At 34.1% G+C, this 20,438-nt stretch carries 21 protein-coding genes; all 21 read left to right on the top strand.

The genetic code is table 11. The annotated features are described in order from the left end of the window. The first annotated feature begins 64 nt into the window (after positions 1-64). Complete coding sequence (locus KF816_09450) at positions 65-517, top strand: GatB/YqeY domain-containing protein (protein ID MBX3008238.1); 453 nt, start codon at positions 65-67, stop codon at positions 515-517. Further along, positions 514-1,068 carry a CvpA family protein gene (locus tag KF816_09445; GenBank protein MBX3008237.1) on the top strand — a complete coding sequence of 185 codons (555 nt, stop codon included), beginning with the start codon at positions 514-516 and terminating at the stop codon, positions 1,066-1,068. The genes KF816_09450 and KF816_09445 overlap by 4 nt, the downstream gene beginning before the upstream one ends. After that, on the top strand, positions 1,065-3,401 hold the full coding sequence (locus KF816_09440) for an endonuclease MutS2 (protein MBX3008236.1): 2,337 nt from the start codon (positions 1,065-1,067) through the stop codon (positions 3,399-3,401). Before KF816_09445 ends, KF816_09440 begins: the two co-directional genes overlap by 4 nt. Beyond that, the gene (locus tag KF816_09435) at positions 3,398-4,894 is read left to right on the top strand and encodes an acetyl-CoA carboxylase biotin carboxylase subunit (protein ID MBX3008235.1); all 1,497 of its coding nucleotides are present in this window, start codon (positions 3,398-3,400) and stop codon (positions 4,892-4,894) included. Before KF816_09440 ends, KF816_09435 begins: the two co-directional genes overlap by 4 nt. Continuing rightward, positions 4,887-5,390, top strand: a complete 504-nt coding sequence (locus KF816_09430; protein MBX3008234.1) for a hypothetical protein — start codon at positions 4,887-4,889, stop codon at positions 5,388-5,390. The genes KF816_09435 and KF816_09430 overlap by 8 nt, the downstream gene beginning before the upstream one ends. Positions 5,391-5,458: 68 nt before the next feature. Then, positions 5,459-6,727 (top strand): outer membrane protein transport protein, encoded by a 1,269-nt coding sequence (locus KF816_09425; GenBank protein ID MBX3008233.1) that lies wholly within the window; start codon positions 5,459-5,461, stop codon positions 6,725-6,727. Between the two features lie 99 nt (positions 6,728-6,826). After that, a complete protein-coding gene (locus KF816_09420) occupies positions 6,827-7,273 on the top strand; it encodes an SPOR domain-containing protein (GenBank protein MBX3008232.1) in 447 nt (148 codons plus the stop codon). 73 nt (positions 7,274-7,346) lie between these two features. After that, complete coding sequence (ssb, locus tag KF816_09415; protein ID MBX3008231.1) at positions 7,347-7,772, top strand: single-stranded DNA-binding protein; 426 nt, start codon at positions 7,347-7,349, stop codon at positions 7,770-7,772. Positions 7,773-7,804: 32 nt separating this feature from the next. Next, positions 7,805-9,085 (top strand): HlyC/CorC family transporter, encoded by a 1,281-nt coding sequence (locus KF816_09410; protein MBX3008230.1) that lies wholly within the window; start codon positions 7,805-7,807, stop codon positions 9,083-9,085. Positions 9,086-9,089: 4 nt separating this feature from the next. Then, a complete protein-coding gene (locus tag KF816_09405; GenBank protein ID MBX3008229.1) occupies positions 9,090-9,467 on the top strand; it encodes a hypothetical protein in 378 nt (125 codons plus the stop codon). Further along, positions 9,445-10,359: an MCE family protein gene (locus KF816_09400; GenBank protein MBX3008228.1), complete on the top strand. Its 915-nt coding sequence runs from the start codon at positions 9,445-9,447 to the stop codon at positions 10,357-10,359. Before KF816_09405 ends, KF816_09400 begins: the two co-directional genes overlap by 23 nt. 1 nt (position 10,360) lies before the next feature. Beyond that, positions 10,361-12,028: a gamma-glutamyltransferase gene (ggt, locus tag KF816_09395; protein ID MBX3008227.1), complete on the top strand. Its 1,668-nt coding sequence runs from the start codon at positions 10,361-10,363 to the stop codon at positions 12,026-12,028. Then, positions 12,028-12,423, top strand: a complete 396-nt coding sequence (gene acpS / locus KF816_09390) for a holo-ACP synthase (protein ID MBX3008226.1) — start codon at positions 12,028-12,030, stop codon at positions 12,421-12,423. Before ggt ends, acpS begins: the two co-directional genes overlap by 1 nt. Before the next feature lie 173 nt (positions 12,424-12,596). Continuing rightward, a complete protein-coding gene (mnmA, locus tag KF816_09385) occupies positions 12,597-13,691 on the top strand; it encodes a tRNA 2-thiouridine(34) synthase MnmA (protein MBX3008225.1) in 1,095 nt (364 codons plus the stop codon). A gap of 189 nt (positions 13,692-13,880) precedes the next feature. Continuing rightward, positions 13,881-14,312: an HNH endonuclease gene (locus KF816_09380; protein ID MBX3008224.1), complete on the top strand. Its 432-nt coding sequence runs from the start codon at positions 13,881-13,883 to the stop codon at positions 14,310-14,312. 55 nt (positions 14,313-14,367) lie between these two features. Next, a complete protein-coding gene (gene trpS, locus KF816_09375) occupies positions 14,368-15,348 on the top strand; it encodes a tryptophan--tRNA ligase (GenBank protein MBX3008223.1) in 981 nt (326 codons plus the stop codon). Between the two features lie 2 nt (positions 15,349-15,350). Then, on the top strand, positions 15,351-16,070 hold the full coding sequence (locus tag KF816_09370) for a segregation/condensation protein A (protein MBX3008222.1): 720 nt from the start codon (positions 15,351-15,353) through the stop codon (positions 16,068-16,070). After that, complete coding sequence (gene scpB / locus KF816_09365; protein ID MBX3008221.1) at positions 16,063-16,743, top strand: SMC-Scp complex subunit ScpB; 681 nt, start codon at positions 16,063-16,065, stop codon at positions 16,741-16,743. The genes KF816_09370 and scpB overlap by 8 nt, the downstream gene beginning before the upstream one ends. Beyond that, positions 16,730-17,434 (top strand): rRNA pseudouridine synthase, encoded by a 705-nt coding sequence (locus KF816_09360; GenBank protein ID MBX3008220.1) that lies wholly within the window; start codon positions 16,730-16,732, stop codon positions 17,432-17,434. Before scpB ends, KF816_09360 begins: the two co-directional genes overlap by 14 nt. Then, positions 17,424-18,917 carry a D-alanyl-D-alanine carboxypeptidase/D-alanyl-D-alanine-endopeptidase gene (gene dacB, locus KF816_09355; GenBank protein MBX3008219.1) on the top strand — a complete coding sequence of 498 codons (1,494 nt, stop codon included), beginning with the start codon at positions 17,424-17,426 and terminating at the stop codon, positions 18,915-18,917. Before KF816_09360 ends, dacB begins: the two co-directional genes overlap by 11 nt. A gap of 11 nt (positions 18,918-18,928) precedes the next feature. Further along, a complete protein-coding gene (gene lysS, locus KF816_09350; protein ID MBX3008218.1) occupies positions 18,929-20,437 on the top strand; it encodes a lysine--tRNA ligase in 1,509 nt (502 codons plus the stop codon). Position 20,438: the final 1 nt, after the last annotated feature.

Genomic DNA, 20,438 nt, shown 5'->3' with positions numbered 1-20,438 from the left:
AAATTATTTGTTTTATTGAAGGCAGGTTATTCATGAATGGCCTGCCTTTTTTTTTGAGGGAATTATGGACTTAAGAGAAAAAATTAATAATGATCTAAAAGAATCTATGAAAAGCGGAGATAAAATCCGCCTCGAAACAATCAGATCTATCCGCGCATTAATTTTGGAATTCGAAAAAAGCGGTGCAGGCAAAGAGCTTAACAGTGAAGAAGAAATCAAAATGCTCACTACCGCGGCTAAAAAAAGAAAAGAAGCCGCCGAACAGTTTCGTAATGCCGGGAGAACTGAACTTGCCGAGAAGGAAGAAATTGAATTGAAGATAATAGAAGAATTTCTACCTAAACAGTTATCTCATGATGAACTTTACGAAGAAGTTAAGAAACTTGCTTTGGAAATAGGAGCGGCTTCAAAAGGAGATTTCCCGAAATTAATGCCTCTTGCCGCTAAAAGCTTGAAAGGTAAAGCGGATGGAAAAATAATTAAAGAGATTGTTGAAAAGTATCTAGGCAATTCTTGAACTATATCGATTACATAATCATATTGTTCCTTATTGTTGGATTTTTACTCGGTTTTAGAGATGGTCTGGTGAGGAAAATTATTGGTTTAATCGGATTAATTTTAGGCATTGTACTCGCATTTGAATTTGCTGGCACGGCTGGAAAATATTTCACATTATTTTTTAATAATGACGAATCATTGGCCATAATTGTCTCCGGCATAATGATATTTGTTGTGGTGGTTCTGATTGCCGCGATTTTGAAAAGATTAATTCATCCTTTAGATAAAGTAAACCGATTTATCAACCAATTTATTGGCGGGGTTATTGGAGTAATTCAAATCTCCTTTTTTATTTCGGGACTCTTTTTGATGCTCAATATTTTTGGATTTCCTAATGATCAAAACAGAAAAGATTCTGCATTATATAATTCATTCTCGGAAATTATCCCGGTTTCATTCGATTTTATTATTGGGCATAGATCTAAAGCTACAGATTATATTAAAGATTACATCTTTGATGAGGATATAAAAAATAATATTGAGATCGATACAAACATAACAAAACCATGATTACTCAAAATGTACTTGATAAATTAGAATTCAAAAAAGTTATCGCTTTAATTGAAAAGTATTGTATTACTGAACCCGGAAGGGAATTGATAACAAATATTTTTCCATTGACTGATCATGAGATTATAAGGATAAACTCGTCACGGCTCAATTCCGCAAGAGAAATCTTAATTAAGACTGATGATTACCCTCTTGGCTACCTCCCAAATTTATTTGAGGCGCTTTCAAAAAGCAGAGTGCTAGGCACGATATTAACCATTAAGGAAATACTGGCAGTCTTAAATCTTGCAGAATCTTCCAGAAAAATGTTTCAGTTTCTTCAAAAAAATGAAGCGAAGGAATTTGATGGATTAACTCAAAACCTTTTTATAGATAAAGTTTTTGAACATCAGATTGGGAAAGTATTCACTGAAACCGGGGATGTTAGGGATGACGCGAGCCCTAAACTAAGGCAGATAAGAATTGATATCCGTGAGAAAGAGGCGCTCTTACGTAAAGTTGTTCAAAAAATGCTGAAATCATTGAGCGATTCTTATCTTGTACAAGAAGAATACTTAACATTAAGAGATGGTAGAATAGTACTACCGGTTAAGGCAGAACATAAAAGACATGTAAAAGGGTTTATTCATTCAGAGTCATCAACGGGTCAGACAGTATATATTGAACCCGAAGAAACTTTAGAACTGAATAATGATATTCTCTCTTTATCATTCGCTGAGAAAAGGGAGATAGAGAAAATATTAAGAGATATAACTGAAAGAATTGGGTTGGTAAGTGAACAGTTGAAATCATCTTTGCGGTCTTTGGCTGAAATTGATTCACTATTTGCCCGTGCAAAATATGCAATTGAAATTATTGGCTCTAACCCATCATTTAATGAAAAGAAACCATTTGTTTTGATGGACGCGAGGCATCCGCTTTTATTGAGCAGAATAGGGTTCAACAAAACTGTGCCTATGAATATCACTATGGATTCAGAATATGTGGTGCTTATTACGGGTCCAAATGCTGGTGGAAAAACTGTAACAATAAAAACTGCCGGTTTATTAGTTTGTATGGCGCAATCATGTATTCCCATTCCTGTGCATCCAGATTCAAATTTCCATTTATTTGAAAAGGTATTAGTTGATATTGGAGATGATCAATCCATTGAAGACGATTTGAGTACTTTCAGTTCACATCTGAAAAATATTAAAAATATATTGAATGAGGTTGATGATAAATCGCTTGTCCTACTAGATGAAATTGGGACTGGAACTGATCCTTCAGAAGGTTCGGCATTAGCGGCGGGTATTCTAATTTCGCTTTATAATAAAAGAGCAAGAACTATAGCAACCACTCATCACGGTAATCTGAAAGTTCTTGCTCATAATTCAGAAGGTTTCCAGAACGCGTCGATGGAATTTAACACGGTTGAGTTAAAACCAACTTATAAATTCAATCAAGGAATGCCAGGTTCAAGTTATGCTTTTGAAGTTGCGAACCGTATTGGTTTTAATGAAGAATTTATATTATTAGCAAAGGAACATCTCGATTCGGATAAAACTAAGGTTGAAGATTTCTTGGTAAGTTTGGAAAAGAAATCCAAAACTCTGAGAGAACAGCTTAATAAAGCCGAAATTGAAAATTTGAGATTAAAAAGTCTGGCAAATCTTTATCAAGAAAAGATTGAAAAACTTGAAAATCAAAAAAAAGAAATTTTATTGGACGCTAAATCAAAAGCCAATTTATTATTGAAAGATGTAAATCGCCAGATAGAAGACGCCATTAAAAACATAAAAGAATCAAATGCGAAAAAAGAAGTCATTCGTGAAGAAAAAATTAAAATAGATGAGTTAAAAAAACAAACAAAGAGTTTGATTGATGATGTTAAGTTAGAACCTGAAACTGTTTTTAAAGAAGGTGATTATGCAGCGGTTAAAGATACAAGTACCGTAGGTGTAATTTCGGAAGTAAATCAATCTAAAAATAAAGCGGTTCTCAGCGTTGGCTCCATAAAATTAACAGTAAAATTATCCGATTTGATTTCAGCTAAAAAGAATGACGAAAAAATATTAAATCGCTCATCGTTAAATTATCAATCAGAAGCAATTAACTACCGGCTTGATTTAAGAGGTATGAGGGGGGATGAGGCAGAGTTTGAAGTACTAAAATTTCTCGATGGAGCTTTGATAAATTCGATTGACCGGGTTGAAATTTTGCATGGAAAAGGAACCGGAGTATTAAAGCAGATTGTTCATTCAATACTAAAAACTTTTCCTCATATTAAAAATTATTATTATGCCGATATCGAATATGGAGGAGAAGGAATTACCATAGTGGAGTTTAAATGATAAAAAAAATACTTATCGCTAACCGTGGAGAAATTGCTCACCGTATTATAAAAGCATGCCGCGAGATGGGTATTATATCAGCCGCAATTTATTCCGAAGCAGATAAAGAAGCTCTCCATGTAAGAAGAGCTGATGAGGCATATCTAATTGGTCCGCCCCCTTCAAAAGAATCATATCTAAATAAAGAAGCCATTATAAATTTAGCTCAAAAAATTGGAGCTGATGCAATTCATCCGGGTTATGGTTTCCTTTCTGAAAATCCCGATTTTATTGAGATGGTTGAGAATTCGGGAATTATATTTATTGGACCATCTAGTAATTCGGTTAGATTAATGGGAGAAAAAACTTCTGCCCGAAGATTGATGAAGCATAATAATGTACCGATTGTTCCGGGAACAACGGAAGCAATTTCAGATATTAAAAACGCTAAAATACATGCCGAAGAGATAGGATTTCCAGTTATACTTAAAGCCTCAGCTGGAGGTGGTGGTAAAGGAATGAGGAAAGTGTTTTCTGTTTCTGAATTTGATGATGCCTTTGAGAGGGCTACAAATGAGGCACTTAAAGCATTTGGCGTTCCGGATGTTTATATAGAAAAATTAATATTAAAACCAAAGCACATAGAAGTACAAATTCTTGGTGATAAATATGGTAATTATGTACATCTTTTTGAGAGAGAGTGTTCTGTTCAAAGAAGACATCAAAAAGTAATTGAGGAAGCTCCTTCAATTTCTATTGATGCAGAGATCCGAAATGAAATTACTAAGTGTGCTATAGCGGCGGCGAAGGCATGTAATTATTATAATGCGGGAACTCTCGAGTTTCTTCTCGATGAAAATAAAAAGTTTTATTTCCTGGAAATGAACACACGACTTCAAGTTGAGCATCCAGTCACAGAAATGATTACCGGAGTCGATCTGGTAAAAGAACAAATAAAAATTGCCCAAGGAGAAAAACTTAATTTAAAGCAGGAAGATTTGAAAATTAACGGACATGCGATTGAATGCAGAATATATGCAGAGGATCCAGAAAATAATTTTGCTCCTTCTATTGGCAAAATATTGTATCACCGGCTAACCTCAGGACCCGGAATAAGAATAGAGCGAGGAGTTGATATACAATCGGATGTTCCTATTTATTACGATCCTCTTCTTTCTAAAGTAGTTGCTTGGGGAAGAGATAGGGAAGAAGCTATCATTCGCATGAAGCGAGCATTAACCGAGTACCAGATTTCCGGAGTAATAACAAATATCCCAGTGTTTAATTGGATATTGAAGCAAGGTGAATTCTTAGACGGATCATTCGACATTAATTTTTTAGACCAGAAATTTATTCCGTTATTGCCCGATAAGTGGAAGGATGAAACTTCAATAGAGTATGAGGAAATTGCTTCTGTCTTTGCGGCATTGTTAAAGAATAGTGAAATTAACAGCAAGACGGTAAATTCAGATTGTAATAAATCTAATAATTGGACTTCTCAGAATTATGAATGAATATATAGTTACTACAAATAGCAGAAAATATAGTGTTAAGCTAACAAACCAGGAGGAAGCTGAAGTTAATGGGAAAAAGATTCCAATTGAATTAATTAAACTTAGTCATAATGCATATCTACTAAAATATGGTAATAAGGTTTTTGAAATCTGTACGGATAATTTATCCAAAGATAAGTATGGATTTTTGATTGCTGGATGGAACTACACGTCAGTAGTAAGAACAAAATTACAAGAAAGCGTCGCCGAATTTAAAATTAAAGTAGGTGAACAGCATTCTAAAGCGAGTTTAGTTTCGCCAATGCCCGGACTAATTTTAAAACTAAAGAAAAAAATTGGGGAATATGTAGATGCTGGTGAATCATTAATAATTCTTGAAGCTATGAAAATGGAGAATGAACTTAAATCACCTATTAGCGGAGTTATTTCAAAAGTAAATGTTACCGAAGGGCAGTCGGTCGAAAAGAATACCGAGCTCATAATAATTACCAAATAATCTCTTTTGCAATTAGATTTCAATTAATTATATTTTCCAAGACGTTCATCAAAAATAGAGGAGGTTGTGTGAAGAGACTAGTTACTTTATTACTAGTGTGCTGTATGTTCGCTGGTACAATTCATGCCGGCGGATTTCAACTAAATGAACAAGGTGCGCGAGCAATGGCATTAGCCGGAGCTTTCACCGGTTTGGCTTCAGATCCATCTGCTGTCTACTTCAATCCGGCTGGTATTACTCAATTAAAAGGAACTCAGTTTTATGCCGGCGCTACAATGATTATGCCTTTGGCAAAATTTACCGGACCTAAACCAAGTAAAGTTGAAACTGAGATGCTTTCACAAATTTTCAACCCAATAAATTTATATGTTACACAAGAAATTACTGATAAATTATCTGCTGGTATTAGTGTGAACAATCAATATGGTTTGGGCACAAAATGGGACAAAAACTGGGTTGGTAAAGAATTGGCAGTGGATACCGAATTAATTACATTCTTTATTACTCCTGTTATAGCATACGAAGTTACAAAAGATCTTTCTGTTAGCGTTGGCGGAATTTTTGCTCTTGGTGATGTTACTATTCAAAGAATGGCTAGAAATCCCGTCACAAACCAGGCTAATGTTGATGTTTTAATGAAAGGTGATGGAACCGGAATGGGCTTTACAGCCGGTGTATTATACAAACTAAATGAAAAAGTTCAATTAGGATTAAGTTATAGAAGCGAAGTTGCATTTGATTTGGAAGGAACAGTAGAAAGTACTCCTCCTACATTTAGTTTTGTGCATCCATTAGCAGGACCGATGACAATTAAATTCCCAACTGGTAATATTACAGCTCCACTTTCTACTCCTCAAAATTTAACTTTGGGTGTAGCTTACATGGCTGATGAAAGAACAACACTTACAGCAGATTTTCAATATGTAGGATGGAGCAGCTACGAAAAATTAGCAGTTACATTCGAAAATTATAATCCAGCAAGCCCAACTTTTACAGGCTCAAGTGTTTCATCATCCGATAGAAAATATGAAAATACTTTTATCGTTAGAGCAGGTTTAGAATATAAATTAACTGATAATTTCTGGTTAAGAGGTGGATTGCTTTATGATAACAATCCAGTACTTGATGATTATGTTGAACCAACTTTACCAGACGCAGACCGTGTAGGATTTAATGTTGGATTCGGTGGGAAATTTACTGAACATTTAGGAATTGATTTCGCATATATGTATTTAAGCTTTGCCGAGAGAACCGTTGGTAATTCAAAATTTGGATTTAATGGAGCATATCAAAATAATGCTCACTTATTAGCACTTAATTTCTCCTACTCTCTGTAATATTATTAATAGGGATAGTAAACAAATTACTATCCCTGTTTTAATCTCATTTCTCTACTCTATTTCCAATAAATGTAATAGTAAAAAGGATATCATTTGATGAAAGCTGTATTCTCTTTTTTCTTTGTAATAATAATTCATGGATGCACTGTTACTGATGAAGCAACAAAAGATTCCAGAAAGAATTTAGATGTATATGTATTCGAAGAGACCACAAAACAGGTTACGACGGAAATCAAAAAGGATTCATTAATTGTTAATGAAAAAAGTGTAGAAATTTCAGATATCCCAAAAACTGATTCAGAACAGACTTTTATAGTTCAAGTTGGCGCATTTACAAGTAGAGAAAGAGCAGATCAATTTATTAGAGAGAACAAATCAAAGGTAGATAAGCAGATGCTTATTGTTTATAGACAAGACATCAACTTATATGCTGTGCAGCTACCTGCGTTTTCTAACAAAACTGATGCGGAAGATGCAAAAAATCAAATTGGGAAAATTCCTCAATTTAAAGGGGCATTTATAATCAGCTTACCGCTAAATTGATTCTTTATATTTGAATTAATCAATTAATATTATAAATTTATTCTCGAAATTATTAAAAAAGGATGAGGGCAAAGTGGCTTTTTCATTAAATAAGATTATGCTTATAGGAAATTTAGGGCAGGATGCCGAGACACGCTTCACAAATTCCAACCAGGGTGTCACTTCTTTTTCTATAGCAACAACTCATGGGTATAAAGGAAAAGATGGTAGTTGGGTCAATGAAACAACTTGGCATAATGTAGTTGCTTGGAATCTTCCCGATTTTTACAAAGAGCAGTTGAAAAAAGGGAAAAAATTATATGTGGAAGGAAGATTATCTAAAAGGGATTATACAGATAAAGATGGTGTAAAGCGTTATATTACCGAGGTGATATCTGAAAAAATAATTCCGCTTGATGCGAGAGATGGAGGGAATGATTCATCATCTTCAAGATCTACTAATGATTATGAGAATCCCGGTACGGCTCCCGCTGCTGAAGATGATGATTTACCATTTTAATTGATATGTTGAACAATTTTGGATTTGATTAATTGGACCATAGCTGGTTTATTCTTTTACCTTTACTTCTGACAACAATATTATTAAGCGCATTTTTTTCCGGTTCTGAAGTTGCATTATTTTCTTTTGATAATAAGAAATTGAAGGAACTTCAAAAGAGTCACCGGGTTATTGCTGTTTACGTAAAACTACTTCTCGAAAATCCCAAAAGACTTTTAGTAACAATTTTACTCGGGAATACAATTGTCAATGTTGCCGCTTCAATAATTTCTGTAATGATAGCACTGCGCTTATCTAAAGATTTTATGATACCAGCAGAAATTGCAATCATTGCTCAAATTATATTGCTTACAATTATAATTTTGTTGATTGGGGAAATAACGCCTAAATTATGGGCAAACAGGTATCCACTTCAATTTGTTAAGATAATTGCAGTTCCACTTTATTGGTTTGGAATTATCTTCTATCCAATTTCTAAAGTACTAACCGAAACACTTGGATTTTTATCATCGAAGATAGAATTTAATCTTTCCAAAACAGCTCTACTCAGTGGCGAAACAAGAGATTTAGCTGAAATGAGTGCAGAGAATGGAACAATAAAAGATGGTGAACATGAATTAATCCATGGTATTGTTTCGCTGAAGACTGTAATGGCTCGAGAAGTGATGACGCCGAGAGTTGATATCACTTCAGTTCCAGTGGATGCCGATTTTGATGAACTAATTAGTATCATTAACGAATCGGGACATAGCCGTATTCCTCTTTACGAAAATAATCTGGATAACATTCTCGGAATAATTTATGTTAAAGATCTATTACCATATCTTCATAATGATCAAATGAGGAAAAAATTATCGCTTAAAAAAATTGTTAGAGAAGCGCTGTTTGTGCCAGAAACCAAATTAATTAATGATCTTCTCCATTTATTCCAGGAGAAGAAGATGCATCTTGGAATTGTTGTTGATGAATATGGTGGCACAGCTGGATTAATTTCTCTCGAAGATATATTGGAAGAAATTGTTGGAGATATTAGAGATGAGTATGATCAAGAAGAAACAGAGGTTACCAAATTAAACGAAAATTCATTTCTTTTATTAGGAAAAACTTCTATAGACGAATTGAATGAACTATTTAATGAAGATTTTACCTCTGAGAATGATGACTATGACACTGTTGGAGGTTTTATTTTCAACCATCTCGGCAGTATTCCCCAGCAAGATTATGCCTTTGAATACAAAAAATGCCGTTTTACAATTAAAGAAATCGATAATAAAAGGATCAATAAAGTTTTGATCGAAAAGGTTTCCGAATAAGACGATGAAGAAGGGATGCTTTTTAACTGTGATATTTGTTGGAACCCTAATTATTGGCTTAATAATTTATATTGTAAAAAGTGAACCCTCGGTTCTCAAAAATTTTGCTAAGGAAAAAATAACAGAGTATGCCTATAAAGAATTTGACTCTAAGTTCAACAATCTCAAATATTCAGTTTATAATGATTCATTGAAACAGTATTTCCATCAAAAAGTGGATTCTCTCATGCATAGCAAAAGATCATTTAAAGACGCGATGCAAGATCTTGAACATTTTATTAAAAGAGCAGATGTGTATTTCGACCGTGGTTTAATTGATTCTATTGATTATCAAAACTTTAAAGAGTATATCCGGGATTATGAAAGACCAAAGAAAAACTGAAATACGAGTCGGAATAACAATTGTTATTTCAATCATTTTATTTGTCTGGATTTTTGGTTGGGCAAAAAATGTAACTTTCAACTCAGAAAGATTAATTGTGAATGTATTGTTTCAGTCTGTTGCCGGATTAGAAATTGGAGATCCGGTAACAGTAAATGGTGTTAGAAAAGGCTATGTCGATGATATCAAGAATATTGATGAAAAAGTATTAACAAAATTAAGTATTGACCCAGAAATTAAATTAAAGAAAGATGCTACTTTTATTGTAATGATGCTCGATTTAATGGGTGGTAAAAAAATCGAGATTACTCCAGGTACATCTGATGAACCATTAAATAAATCAATCACTCATAATGGAACATTTGTGGGTGATATTTCTTCTGCCATGGGAACATTGGGCAGTGTTCAAAATGATTTAGTGGATGTGATTAAAGAAATCAAAATTACGCTCACCACGGTAAATAGCACACTCACAAATGAGAAATTTAGTTCCGAACTCAAATCAACAGTTGAAAATTTATTTACTCTAACCAATAATGTTAATAAGATGATAATTGATAATCGAGAGGGCATTAATTCTCTAATTTCCTCAAGCAACTCTTTGGTTAAAAATGTCAATGATGCTGTTATATCAAATAAGGATAGTATCGCTGTATCAATTAATAAATTAAATAAATTGCTGGATGACTCTAGATCAATAGTTAGCAAAATTAATCATTTTATTGAAGAAACTGAAAAAGGGAATAACAATGCCGGGAAATTATTGTATGATGCTGAATTAGTTTCTGATTTAAAACAGACTCTACAACAGACCAAAGAACTTACAAGAATCCTTGTTGAGCAACTAAAATCTAATGGAATTAAGGTTGAAGCCGACATTAATATTTTTTAAAATGTTTTTTCTTCTCTTTTATTTATTAATCCCGAGTTCTATAGAACCCACAAACGAAGTACGTTCAAAAACTGGTATGGTGGTTTCGGCAAGTGAACTAGCTTCGCAAGTAGGTATAAATATTTTAAAACAGGGCGGAAATGCGGTAGATGCGGCTGTGGCAGTTGGTTTTGCTCTTGCAGTTACGTATCCGAGTGCTGGGAATTTAGGCGGCGGAGGTTTTATGCTTGTCCGTTTAGCAGATGGAGAAACCATCGTTTTCGATTTTCGTGAAAAAGCTCCATTAGCTGCCAATGCCGAGATGTACCTAGATAGTAGTGGCAATTATGACCCGCTTTCTAGCAAGAATGGGTGGAAATCTGCCGGAGTGCCGGGTACTGTTGCGGGACTGAGTGCAGCCCATAAAAAATATGGCAAATTAAGTTGGCAAGAGATTCTTACCCCGGCAATTGAACTCGCAGAGAATGGCTTTTTACTTGATTATAAATCAGCCGAAGCAATTAATTACCACAATAAAGAATTTTCCTCAATACCTTCATCAAATAAAATATTTACTAATAATGGCGCTCATCTATTAGAAAATGAACTATTTATTCAGAAAGATTTAGCCTCTACATTAAAACAAATAAAGGATGATGGAGCAGAAACATTTTATTCGGGTAATCTAGCTAAGTTATTTTTAGAACAATCGAAATTGAACGGGGGAATTTTCACTGCAGAAGATTTCCAGCTTTATAAGCCAATTGAAAGACATCCGTTAAAATCTCAATATAAAAATTATGAGATTCTCTCTGTTGGTCCTCCCTCATCTGGTGGCATTGCGATAACACAAACATTAAATGTTTTGGAGAATTTTAATCTTGAAAAAAGTGATTTGGGAAGCTCTTACTATATTCACATTCTAACAGAAATATTCAAAAGAGTTTATTCAGACCGATCAAAACATTTGGGTGATTCCGATTTTTATTCTGTGCCAGTAGAATATTTGACTTCAAAAAATTATGCTAAAAAAATATTTGAGGAAATTACTGATACAGCTAAACCATCTTCTTTAATTAATCCGGTAGAAATTAATATTTCAGAGAGTAATGAAACTACTCACTATTCGGTTGCAGATAAGGATGGCAATGTGGTGAGTACGACTTATACAATCAACGCGTCATTCGGCAATAAAATTGTTGTTGAAGGTTTGGGATTTTTACTAAATAATGAGATGGATGATTTTAGCGCTAAACCGGGTGAGCCAAATCTTTTTGGACTGATAGGCAGTGAGGCTAATTCAATTCAGCCGCAGAAACGAATGCTGAGCTCAATGTCACCAACAATAATCATAAAAGATAACAAGCCAATATTAGTATTAGGTTCACCCGGTGGCTCAACAATTATTACCTCAGTAATCCAGGTCATACTAAATGTTATCGAATTTGAAATGAAGATTGGAGAGGCGGTATCATTGCCTCGTTTTCATCACCAATGGCTTCCTGATAAATTAATTTTGGAAAAATATGGGTTCCCAAAGGACGTTAAAAATAATTTAATCGCAAAAGGTTATACATTCGGCAATGAAACTCAACTTGGTAGAGTTGAGGCAATATTAATTGATCATAATAAAAAACATTTTTATGGAATCAGTGATCCCAGAGGAAATGGAAAAGCGGTAGGTTACTAATGGTTATTGGAATAGGAATAGACATCATTGAAATTGCCCGTATTCAAAAAAGTATTGATGAGTATGGAGATAATTTTTTAAATAAAATTTTTACCGAAACTGAACTTGATTACTCTCTTCCTAAAAAAAATAAATATCAGCATCTTGCGGCAAGATTTGCGGCTAAGGAAGCAATCTTTAAAGCACTCAGTTCCGAAGAAGCCGTTGTTAATAGCTGGAAGGAGATTGAAGTATATAATGAATTAAATGGTCTGCCAAAAGTTAAATTAAATGGCAGTTTAAAGGATTATCTTGGGAAGGATAAAGAAATCAAACTCTCTATGAGTCATAGCACCAATTACGTTACATGTGTGGCAATTTTGATCAAAAATAATTTATCGAAAGATCTCAACTAGCGGCCCAATTATTTTATGCTAGAATTTTACATCTATTAAATATGAATTTGAGATCACGTTATATTTTTGACTTGTAAAATCAAATCTTCCAGAAATCTTCCATAATTATTTTATTTGAGTAAAACTATATTCCACTTATTTTTGTTCTCAATTTTAATACCGAAAGGGACAAATTGAAAGAAAAACGTGTAATTGTTGCAATGAGTGGCGGGGTTGATTCATCGGTTGCTGCCGCATTGCTTCATAAAGAAGGATATGATGTAATTGGCATAACAATGAAGACCTGGGGCTTTATGGAAGTAGGTGGAGCTCCCAAACATGAGTCTGGTTGCTGTTCTCTTGATGCTATTTTTGACGCTAAAAATGTAGCTAACAGTTTTGATATCCCACACTACACAGTCGATTTTACAAAACAATTCGAAGAAGCTGTAATCGATAATTTTGTTGAAGAATATATTAATGGAAGAACTCCGAATCCATGTGTTGTGTGTAACAGAAAAATTAAATGGGAAGAGTTATTAAAAAAAGCTGACTCCCTTGATGCTAAATATGTAGCAACAGGGCATTATGCAATTTCCGATTATAATCCTCAAACAAATAGATATACTTTAAAAACTTCTCACGATTCAAAGAAAGATCAAACTTACGCGCTTTGGGGATTAACTCAAGAGAGTTTGAGCAGAACGTTATTTCCATTAGGTAAATACACCAAAGAGGAAGTGAGGCAATTGGCCATACAATTTAGTTTGAAGACAGCTTCAAAACCAGATAGCCAAGAAATATGCTTCGTTGCCGATAACAATTATGAAAGATTTCTGCGAGAAAGAATCCCAGATGTAATTGAAAATATCGATAAAGGGGATTTTATTTATCATGGGCAAAAAGTTGGTGAGCATAAAGGAATTCCTTTTTACACAGTTGGACAAAGAAGAGGTATTGGTGTTGCTCTCGGTAAACCAATTTATGTTAAAAATATTGATAAGGAATCGGGGATAGTTGAGTTAGGTGATAAGGAGGAGTTATTGAATCATGATGTCACAGCTAACGATATAAATTTTGTGAGCAAAAACAGTTTTAAGGAAGATGAGCTTATCTTCGCGAAAATTAGATATGGTGATAGAGCGGAAGCGGCTAGGATTATTTCCTGTTCGAAAGACGAAATAAAAATTCGATTTATTGAACCTAAAAATGCGATTACACCAGGTCAATCATTAGTTTTATATGATGAACAGGGTTACGTTTTGGCCGGAGGAGTAATAAAAAAATAATGGAATTATGACTTTTTTTAGACATTTCACTTTGCGATATTTAGTCCGCAATGTTAAAAATATTTCTCTTTCTACCCTTGGAGGCTCGTTTTCGAACACAAATATGGTACAAATGGGACACTTAATGCTAAAGTATTGCTTCTTAATCAAAGTTACGAACCCCTCTCAATATGCAACGTAAAAAAAGCGATAGTATTGATCCTACTTGGGAAAGCCGATTTAATAGCTGAAAATCAGAAAAAAACAATTCATTCCGTTACTAGGGAATTCCCCTGGCCAAGTGTAATTAAGTTGAACGACTACAAAAAAATGCCATTCAAAAAAATAATTTTAACTAGAAAGAACATACTGAGGCGCGATAATCATAAATGTGGTTATTGTGGCAGAAGCGATCTCCCATTAACAATCGATCATGTAATCCCTAAATCGAGAGGTGGACAGGATTCTTGGGAGAATCTTGTAGCTGCTTGTCTCCCGTGCAATAATAAAAAAGGAGATAGAACCCCGGATGAAGCCTCTTTAAAATTGAAAAATAAGCTATTCACTCCCAGCTATATTATGTTTATTAAAAACAGTGTTAGCAGAATTGATGATAATTGGAAACAATTCCTCTTTCACTGATAAGAAATCACAAAATTTGTTTATTTTTGCACATCTTTAATAAAATTATTGCTAAATGGCCAAAAAAAGAATTTTAAGTGGAATGCGTCCAACTGGAAAGCTTCATATCGGGCATTATGTTGGCGCTCTTGAAAATTGGATTAAACTCCAAAATGAGTATGATAGTTTTCATTTAATTGCGGATTATCATGTATTAACTACCGATCTTTCAACTGATGAAATTGAACAGAATACAATTGAAATGGTAATTGATTGGCTTTCAGCGGGTTTGGACCCGAATAAAAGCCCATTTTTCAGACAATCTCAAATCAAAGAACATTCGGAGTTATTTTTAATTTTTTCAATGTTGATAACAACTGCCAGATTGGAAAGAAATCCTACATTAAAAGAGCAGGTCCGAGATCTGAATATCGAAAGTTTAGTATATGGCCACTTAGGCTATCCTGTTCTTCAATCTGCAGATATATTACTATATAAAGGAGACGCAGTACCGGTCGGGGAGGATCAAGTTCCTCATATTGAAATTACTAGGGAAATAGCCAGAAAATTTAATAATCAATATGGATTAGTTTTTCCAGAACCGGAACCATTACTAACAAATTTTGCACGGTTAACCGGGCTGGATGGTGATGCAAAAATGAGCAAATCATTGGGGAATACTATTCTTCTTTCCGATGATCCCGAAACTGTTAAACAGAAGTTGAGAAAGGCTGTTACCGATCCACAGAAACTTAGAAGGAATGATCCAGGCAGACCAGAAATATGTTTGGTATTTACTTATCACAAAAAATTTAATCCAGCCGAGACAAGCACAATTGAAACAGAATGTAAAAGTGGCGCTCTAGGATGTGTTGATTGTAAATTGAAATGCAGCTCTAAAATTAATGAGTTCCTCTCTCCAATTATTGAAAAAAGAGCAAGTTACGAGAATAACTTAAGTCTGGTCAAAGATATTATTTCCGATGGAGAATCAAAAGCAAAACAAGTTGCAAATTCAACAATGCAGGAAGTACGAACCAAAATGAAAATGGGTTAATTGTGTATAAAATTAAACTCTCACATTTTGAAGGTCCTCTTGATCTGCTCCTCTTCTTTATAAAAAGAGATGAACTTGATATTTATGATATTCCAATTTCTCGAATTACAAGAGAGTTCATGGACTATCTTCATATGCTTGAGCAGCTCGATCTAGAAATAGCTGGTGATTTTATTTTAATGGCCGCGACTTTAATGCAGATAAAGGTAAAAATGCTCCTTCCTAAAGATATTGATGAAAAAGGAGAGGAGATTGATCCTCGTGCTGATCTGGTGAAAGCACTTCTAGAATATAAAAGATATAAGGAAATGACAGACGAGTTTTCGTTTTTAGAAATTAATCAGAGAAAGCATAGTTATAGAGGAAACTATGATGCTGATGCAAAATCAGTTTCAGAAGATTTTTCAACTTTATTAAAAAATATAACTATTTATGATCTGATTAAAGCTTTCAAGAAAGCAATGCTAGAAAAGAAACCGGAACCGGTTCACCAAATAAAAAAATGGAATGTTACAATTGAAGATCAAATAAACTATTTGAGTGAAAAGGTTAAAGATTGTAATGAAATTAGTTTTGTTGCAGTGTTAGTTGATTTAGCTGATAGAATCAAAATTGTCGTTACATTTATCGCAATGCTTGAGATGGTTAAAGCAGGAAAAATAGGTTTAAAAGAAAGCCCTAATTTCAATGATTTTATAATTTACGGTCTATCTAATGGATAAAATTTATACATCTGTAGTGGAAGCTTTAATATTTGCCTCTGACGATCCAATCTCAGAGAATGAAATCATTAATTCAATTAAAGAAATCGATGGCAATGAGATTGAAATTACTAAGGATGATATAGAGAATACTGTTGATGAATTAAATAAAGCATATGACGCCAACGGTAATGGATTTACAATACAAAAAATTGCTCATGGATTTGTATTTGCCACAAAGCCGGATCACGCAAAATATGTTGGATTTCTTTCTTCTGAAAAAAGTAAAAGAAGACTAAGCCAGGCAGCTCTAGAAACTTTAGCCATAATCGCATATAAACAGCCTGTTACTAAACCGGAATTAGAATCAATTAGAGGTGTTAATTCGGATTACACTTTGAACACGCTTCTTGAAAAAAATCTTGTAACCATTGCGGGTAGAGCAGAGACAGTTGGAAGACCACTACTGTACAAGACTACTGATGAATTTCTTAAATATTTTGGATTGAGAACTATCAATGATCTTCCTAAACCAAGAGAAATAGATGAAATAATGAAAGATGAAGATTTTATAGAACAGAAAAGAAGAATAATGATGACTGGATTAGAAGAAAAAGCCGAAGAAGAAGCCGGCGATCAAATAACTTCAGAAGAAGAAGAGGTGTCTTTCAAAGATGAAGATACGATTGAATAGATATTTGGCAGAGTGTGGTATTGCTTCACGAAGGAAGGCCGAAGAATTAATACTTGATGGAAGAGTTGAGGTAAACGGTAAAACTATAGTGGACCTTGCTTTTTTTGTTGAAGAGAATGATTCGGTTAAGTATGATGGACGCTTACTTCGTTTAGAAAGTAAAGTGTATTTTCTTCTTAATAAACCTAAAGGTTATATAACATCAACTGCTGATGAAAAAGGTAGAAAGACCGTACTCGAACTGATTAATACAAAACAAAAAATATTTCCGGTGGGAAGACTAGACTATAATACCAAAGGAGTGTTGATATTAACCAATGATGGAGATTTTGCAAATCTGCTAATGCATCCAAAAAATAAAGTCCCCCGCGAATATCATGTATTATTGGATAAAGAACTAGATGGGGAACATAGACTCAGGTTAATTAAAGGAATTACCTTAGAAGGCTCTAGAGGAAAATTTGAATCGATTAAATTTACTAAACCAAAAAGTTTTGATCGTATGAATGTAGTGACTCATGAAGGGCGGAATCACTTTGTTAAAAACATGTTTGGTTTGTTAGGGTACACAGTTAAGGAACTTGAACGAGTATCTTACGGTGGAATAACTACAAAAAATTTACCAGTAGGTGCATACCGGTTGCTAACACCCGGAGAAATAAAAAAGGTTTTCACAGACTATGCCTTATAAAATAGTTTTATTGCTATGCATATTTCCTTTTATTTTATCGGCTCAAAAGGATTCTTTAATCTCTAAACAGCCAATTCCAATTACATCACTGGCTGAACTAAGAGATCAACTGGATGATTATTTTAATGAGCCATCATTCAATGATGCTTTTTGGGGTGTGTTAATTAAATCTCTCAAAACTGGAGAAGTAATCTATAAAAGAAATTCGGATAAGCTGTTTTCTCCGGCATCCGATCTAAAATTGTTTACAACTGCATCAGCGCTTCAAATTCTCGGTCCCGATTTTGCATATGAAACAAATATTTATCGTGTTGGAGATGTTGTTAAAGGAACATTAAAAGGAGATTTAATTATTGTTGGTAGTGGTGATCCCACTATTTCAAATAGATTTAATAATAAAAGTGCTACAATAGTATTTGAAGAGTGGGCAGATACTCTGAAAAAAAAGGGTATTTGGGAGATTACAGGTAATATTTATGGAGATGATTCTTATTTTGACAAAATTGGAATCGGTAGAGGCTGGTCAAGCGATTTAGAATCTAAATGGTATGCTGCGCCTACTGGAGCGCTTAGTTTCAATGATAATTCTATTGAGATTCAAATTACTCCGGCACAAGAAGGACGAACTGCAAATGTAGTTACTGTTCCAAAGACTAGTTTTGTAAATGTTGTACATAATGTAATTACCATTGAAGAGAATTCTGAACCTCAAATAGAAATTTCTTTTTTAAAGGAAACTAATACAATAAAAATAACCGGCACAATTTCGAGAAGTACGGCACTCTTCAAAGATCGAGTTGCTATTGCAGATCCAACTCTCTACTTTCTAACTGTATTAAAGGAAACATTCGAGCACAAAGGTATAAAAATTAGGGGAACAGTAGATAACTTAGAGAATACAAATCTTTCCTATTCCATTGATGAATACACTCCAACACACACCCATATCTCTGTTCCATTGCGGTTAATCCTTAAAGAGACAAATAAAAACAGCAATAATTTTTATGCTGAACAATTGTTAAAAACAATTGGCGCGGAAGAATATGATTTTGGAACAACTTATAACGGCGTGAAGGCATGTAAAAATGTTTTGTCCGAGCTAGGTATTAATACCGAAAAGTTAATTATGGTTGATGGTTCAGGATTATCAGAATTAAACCTTGTTACGCCACGACAAATAGTAAATTTATTAACATACATGACAAACACCGAAAACTATTCTAAATTCTATGAATCGCTTCCGGTTGGTGGTGTTGATGGTACTCTAATTGAAAGAATGAAAAAATCGTCGGCCGAAAATAATGTGAGAGCAAAACCGGGATTCAGTAATTATGTTTCCGCGCTTTCAGGTTATTTACGGACCGTTTCTGGAGAATCAATTGTGTTTTCGATGATTATTAATAACTATTTAGGAATTCCGAGACTTGCAACTTATACAATCGATAATGTTTGTCATCGTCTCATAAATTTTGCTAGAAATTAAAGGAGGTTAATTTGGAAAATTTGAATGTGGAAAATGATTTAAATTTATTGATGGAGAGACGATTTGAAGAGCTTAAGGAACTAAATGAAAAAGGAATTCAACCATTTGCATATAGTTATGAAGTTGATGCTTATTCCAGCTCTATTAAAGAAAATTTTGAACAATACGAGAATAAAGATGTGAGCATAGCTGGTCGTATTATGGCAATTAGAAGAATGGGGAAAGCCTCATTTGCTCACATCCAAGATAAAGAAGGAAGGATTCAGTTCTACTTAAAAAAAGATGATGTAGGTGAATCCTACGATATTTTTAAATTACTGGATATCGGTGATATTGTTGGGGTAACTGGCTTTGTATTTAAAACAAAAACCGGTGAAATATCAGTACATGCAAAATCATTTTCACTACTAGCAAAATCAATCAGACCAATTCCAATCGCTAAAGAAGCGGTTGATGAGAATGGAAATAAGGTTGTTTACGATCAGTTCGCTGACAAAGAATTACGATACCGACAAAGATATGTTGATTTAATTGTTAACCCGGATGTTCGCGAAGTATTTCTTCTTCGTTCAAAAATTGTAAGTGAAATAAGAAGATTTTTAGATGATAGAGGTTTGGTAGAAGTTGAAACTCCAATACTTCAGCCACTTTATGGTGGAGCTTCCGCCCGCCCATTCATAACTCATCATAATGCTCTCGATGTTGATTTATACTTGAGAATTGCCGATGAACTATATCTTAAAAGATTAATTGTCGGCGGCTTTGATGCGGTTTATGAAATTTCTAAAGATTTTAGAAATGAGGGAATGGATAGAACTCACAATCCTGAATTTACTATGCTTGAGTTGTATGTAGCATTTAAAGATTATAATTGGATGATGAGTTTTGTTGAAGAAATGGTGTGCAATATGGCACAAAAAGTTTTTGGCAAAACTGAATTTGAGATTGAAGGACAATTGGTCAATTTCAATCCGCCTTGGAAGAGAATTTCGATGGTCGATGAAATAAAGAATAAAACTGGTATTGACGTGCTTGCTGCATCCCAAGAAGAATTAATTGGAGAGCTTAAAAAGCTTCATGTAGAAATTAAAGGAGGGGAGAGCAAAGGAAAATTAATAGATCTTTTGTTTGAAGCTACCATTCAGGGTGAATTAATACAACCGACTTTTGTAATTGATTATCCAGTAGAACTTTCACCATTAGCTAAAAAACATAGAACCCGTGAGGGATTAGTAGAACGTTTCGAGGGATTTGTATTAGGCAGAGAAATATGTAACGCGTTTTCTGAATTGAATGACCCGATTGATCAGAAAAACAGATTTGAAGATCAATCAAAGATGAGAGATGAGGGAGATGACGAGGCCCATCAAATAGATGAAGATTTTGTGCGTGCTCTTGAATATGGAATGCCCCCTACAGCGGGACTTGGAGTTGGAATAGATAGATTAGTAATGCTTCTTACAAATCAATCCTCAATCCGGGATGTTATTTTATTCCCACAGATGAAACCACAGAAATAAA

The organism is Melioribacteraceae bacterium, assembly GCA_019638015.1.
In the GTDB taxonomy this organism is placed as follows: Bacteria; Bacteroidota; Ignavibacteria; order Ignavibacteriales; family Melioribacteraceae; genus JAHBUP01.
This window is presented reverse-complemented; position numbering and strand designations above follow the sequence as displayed.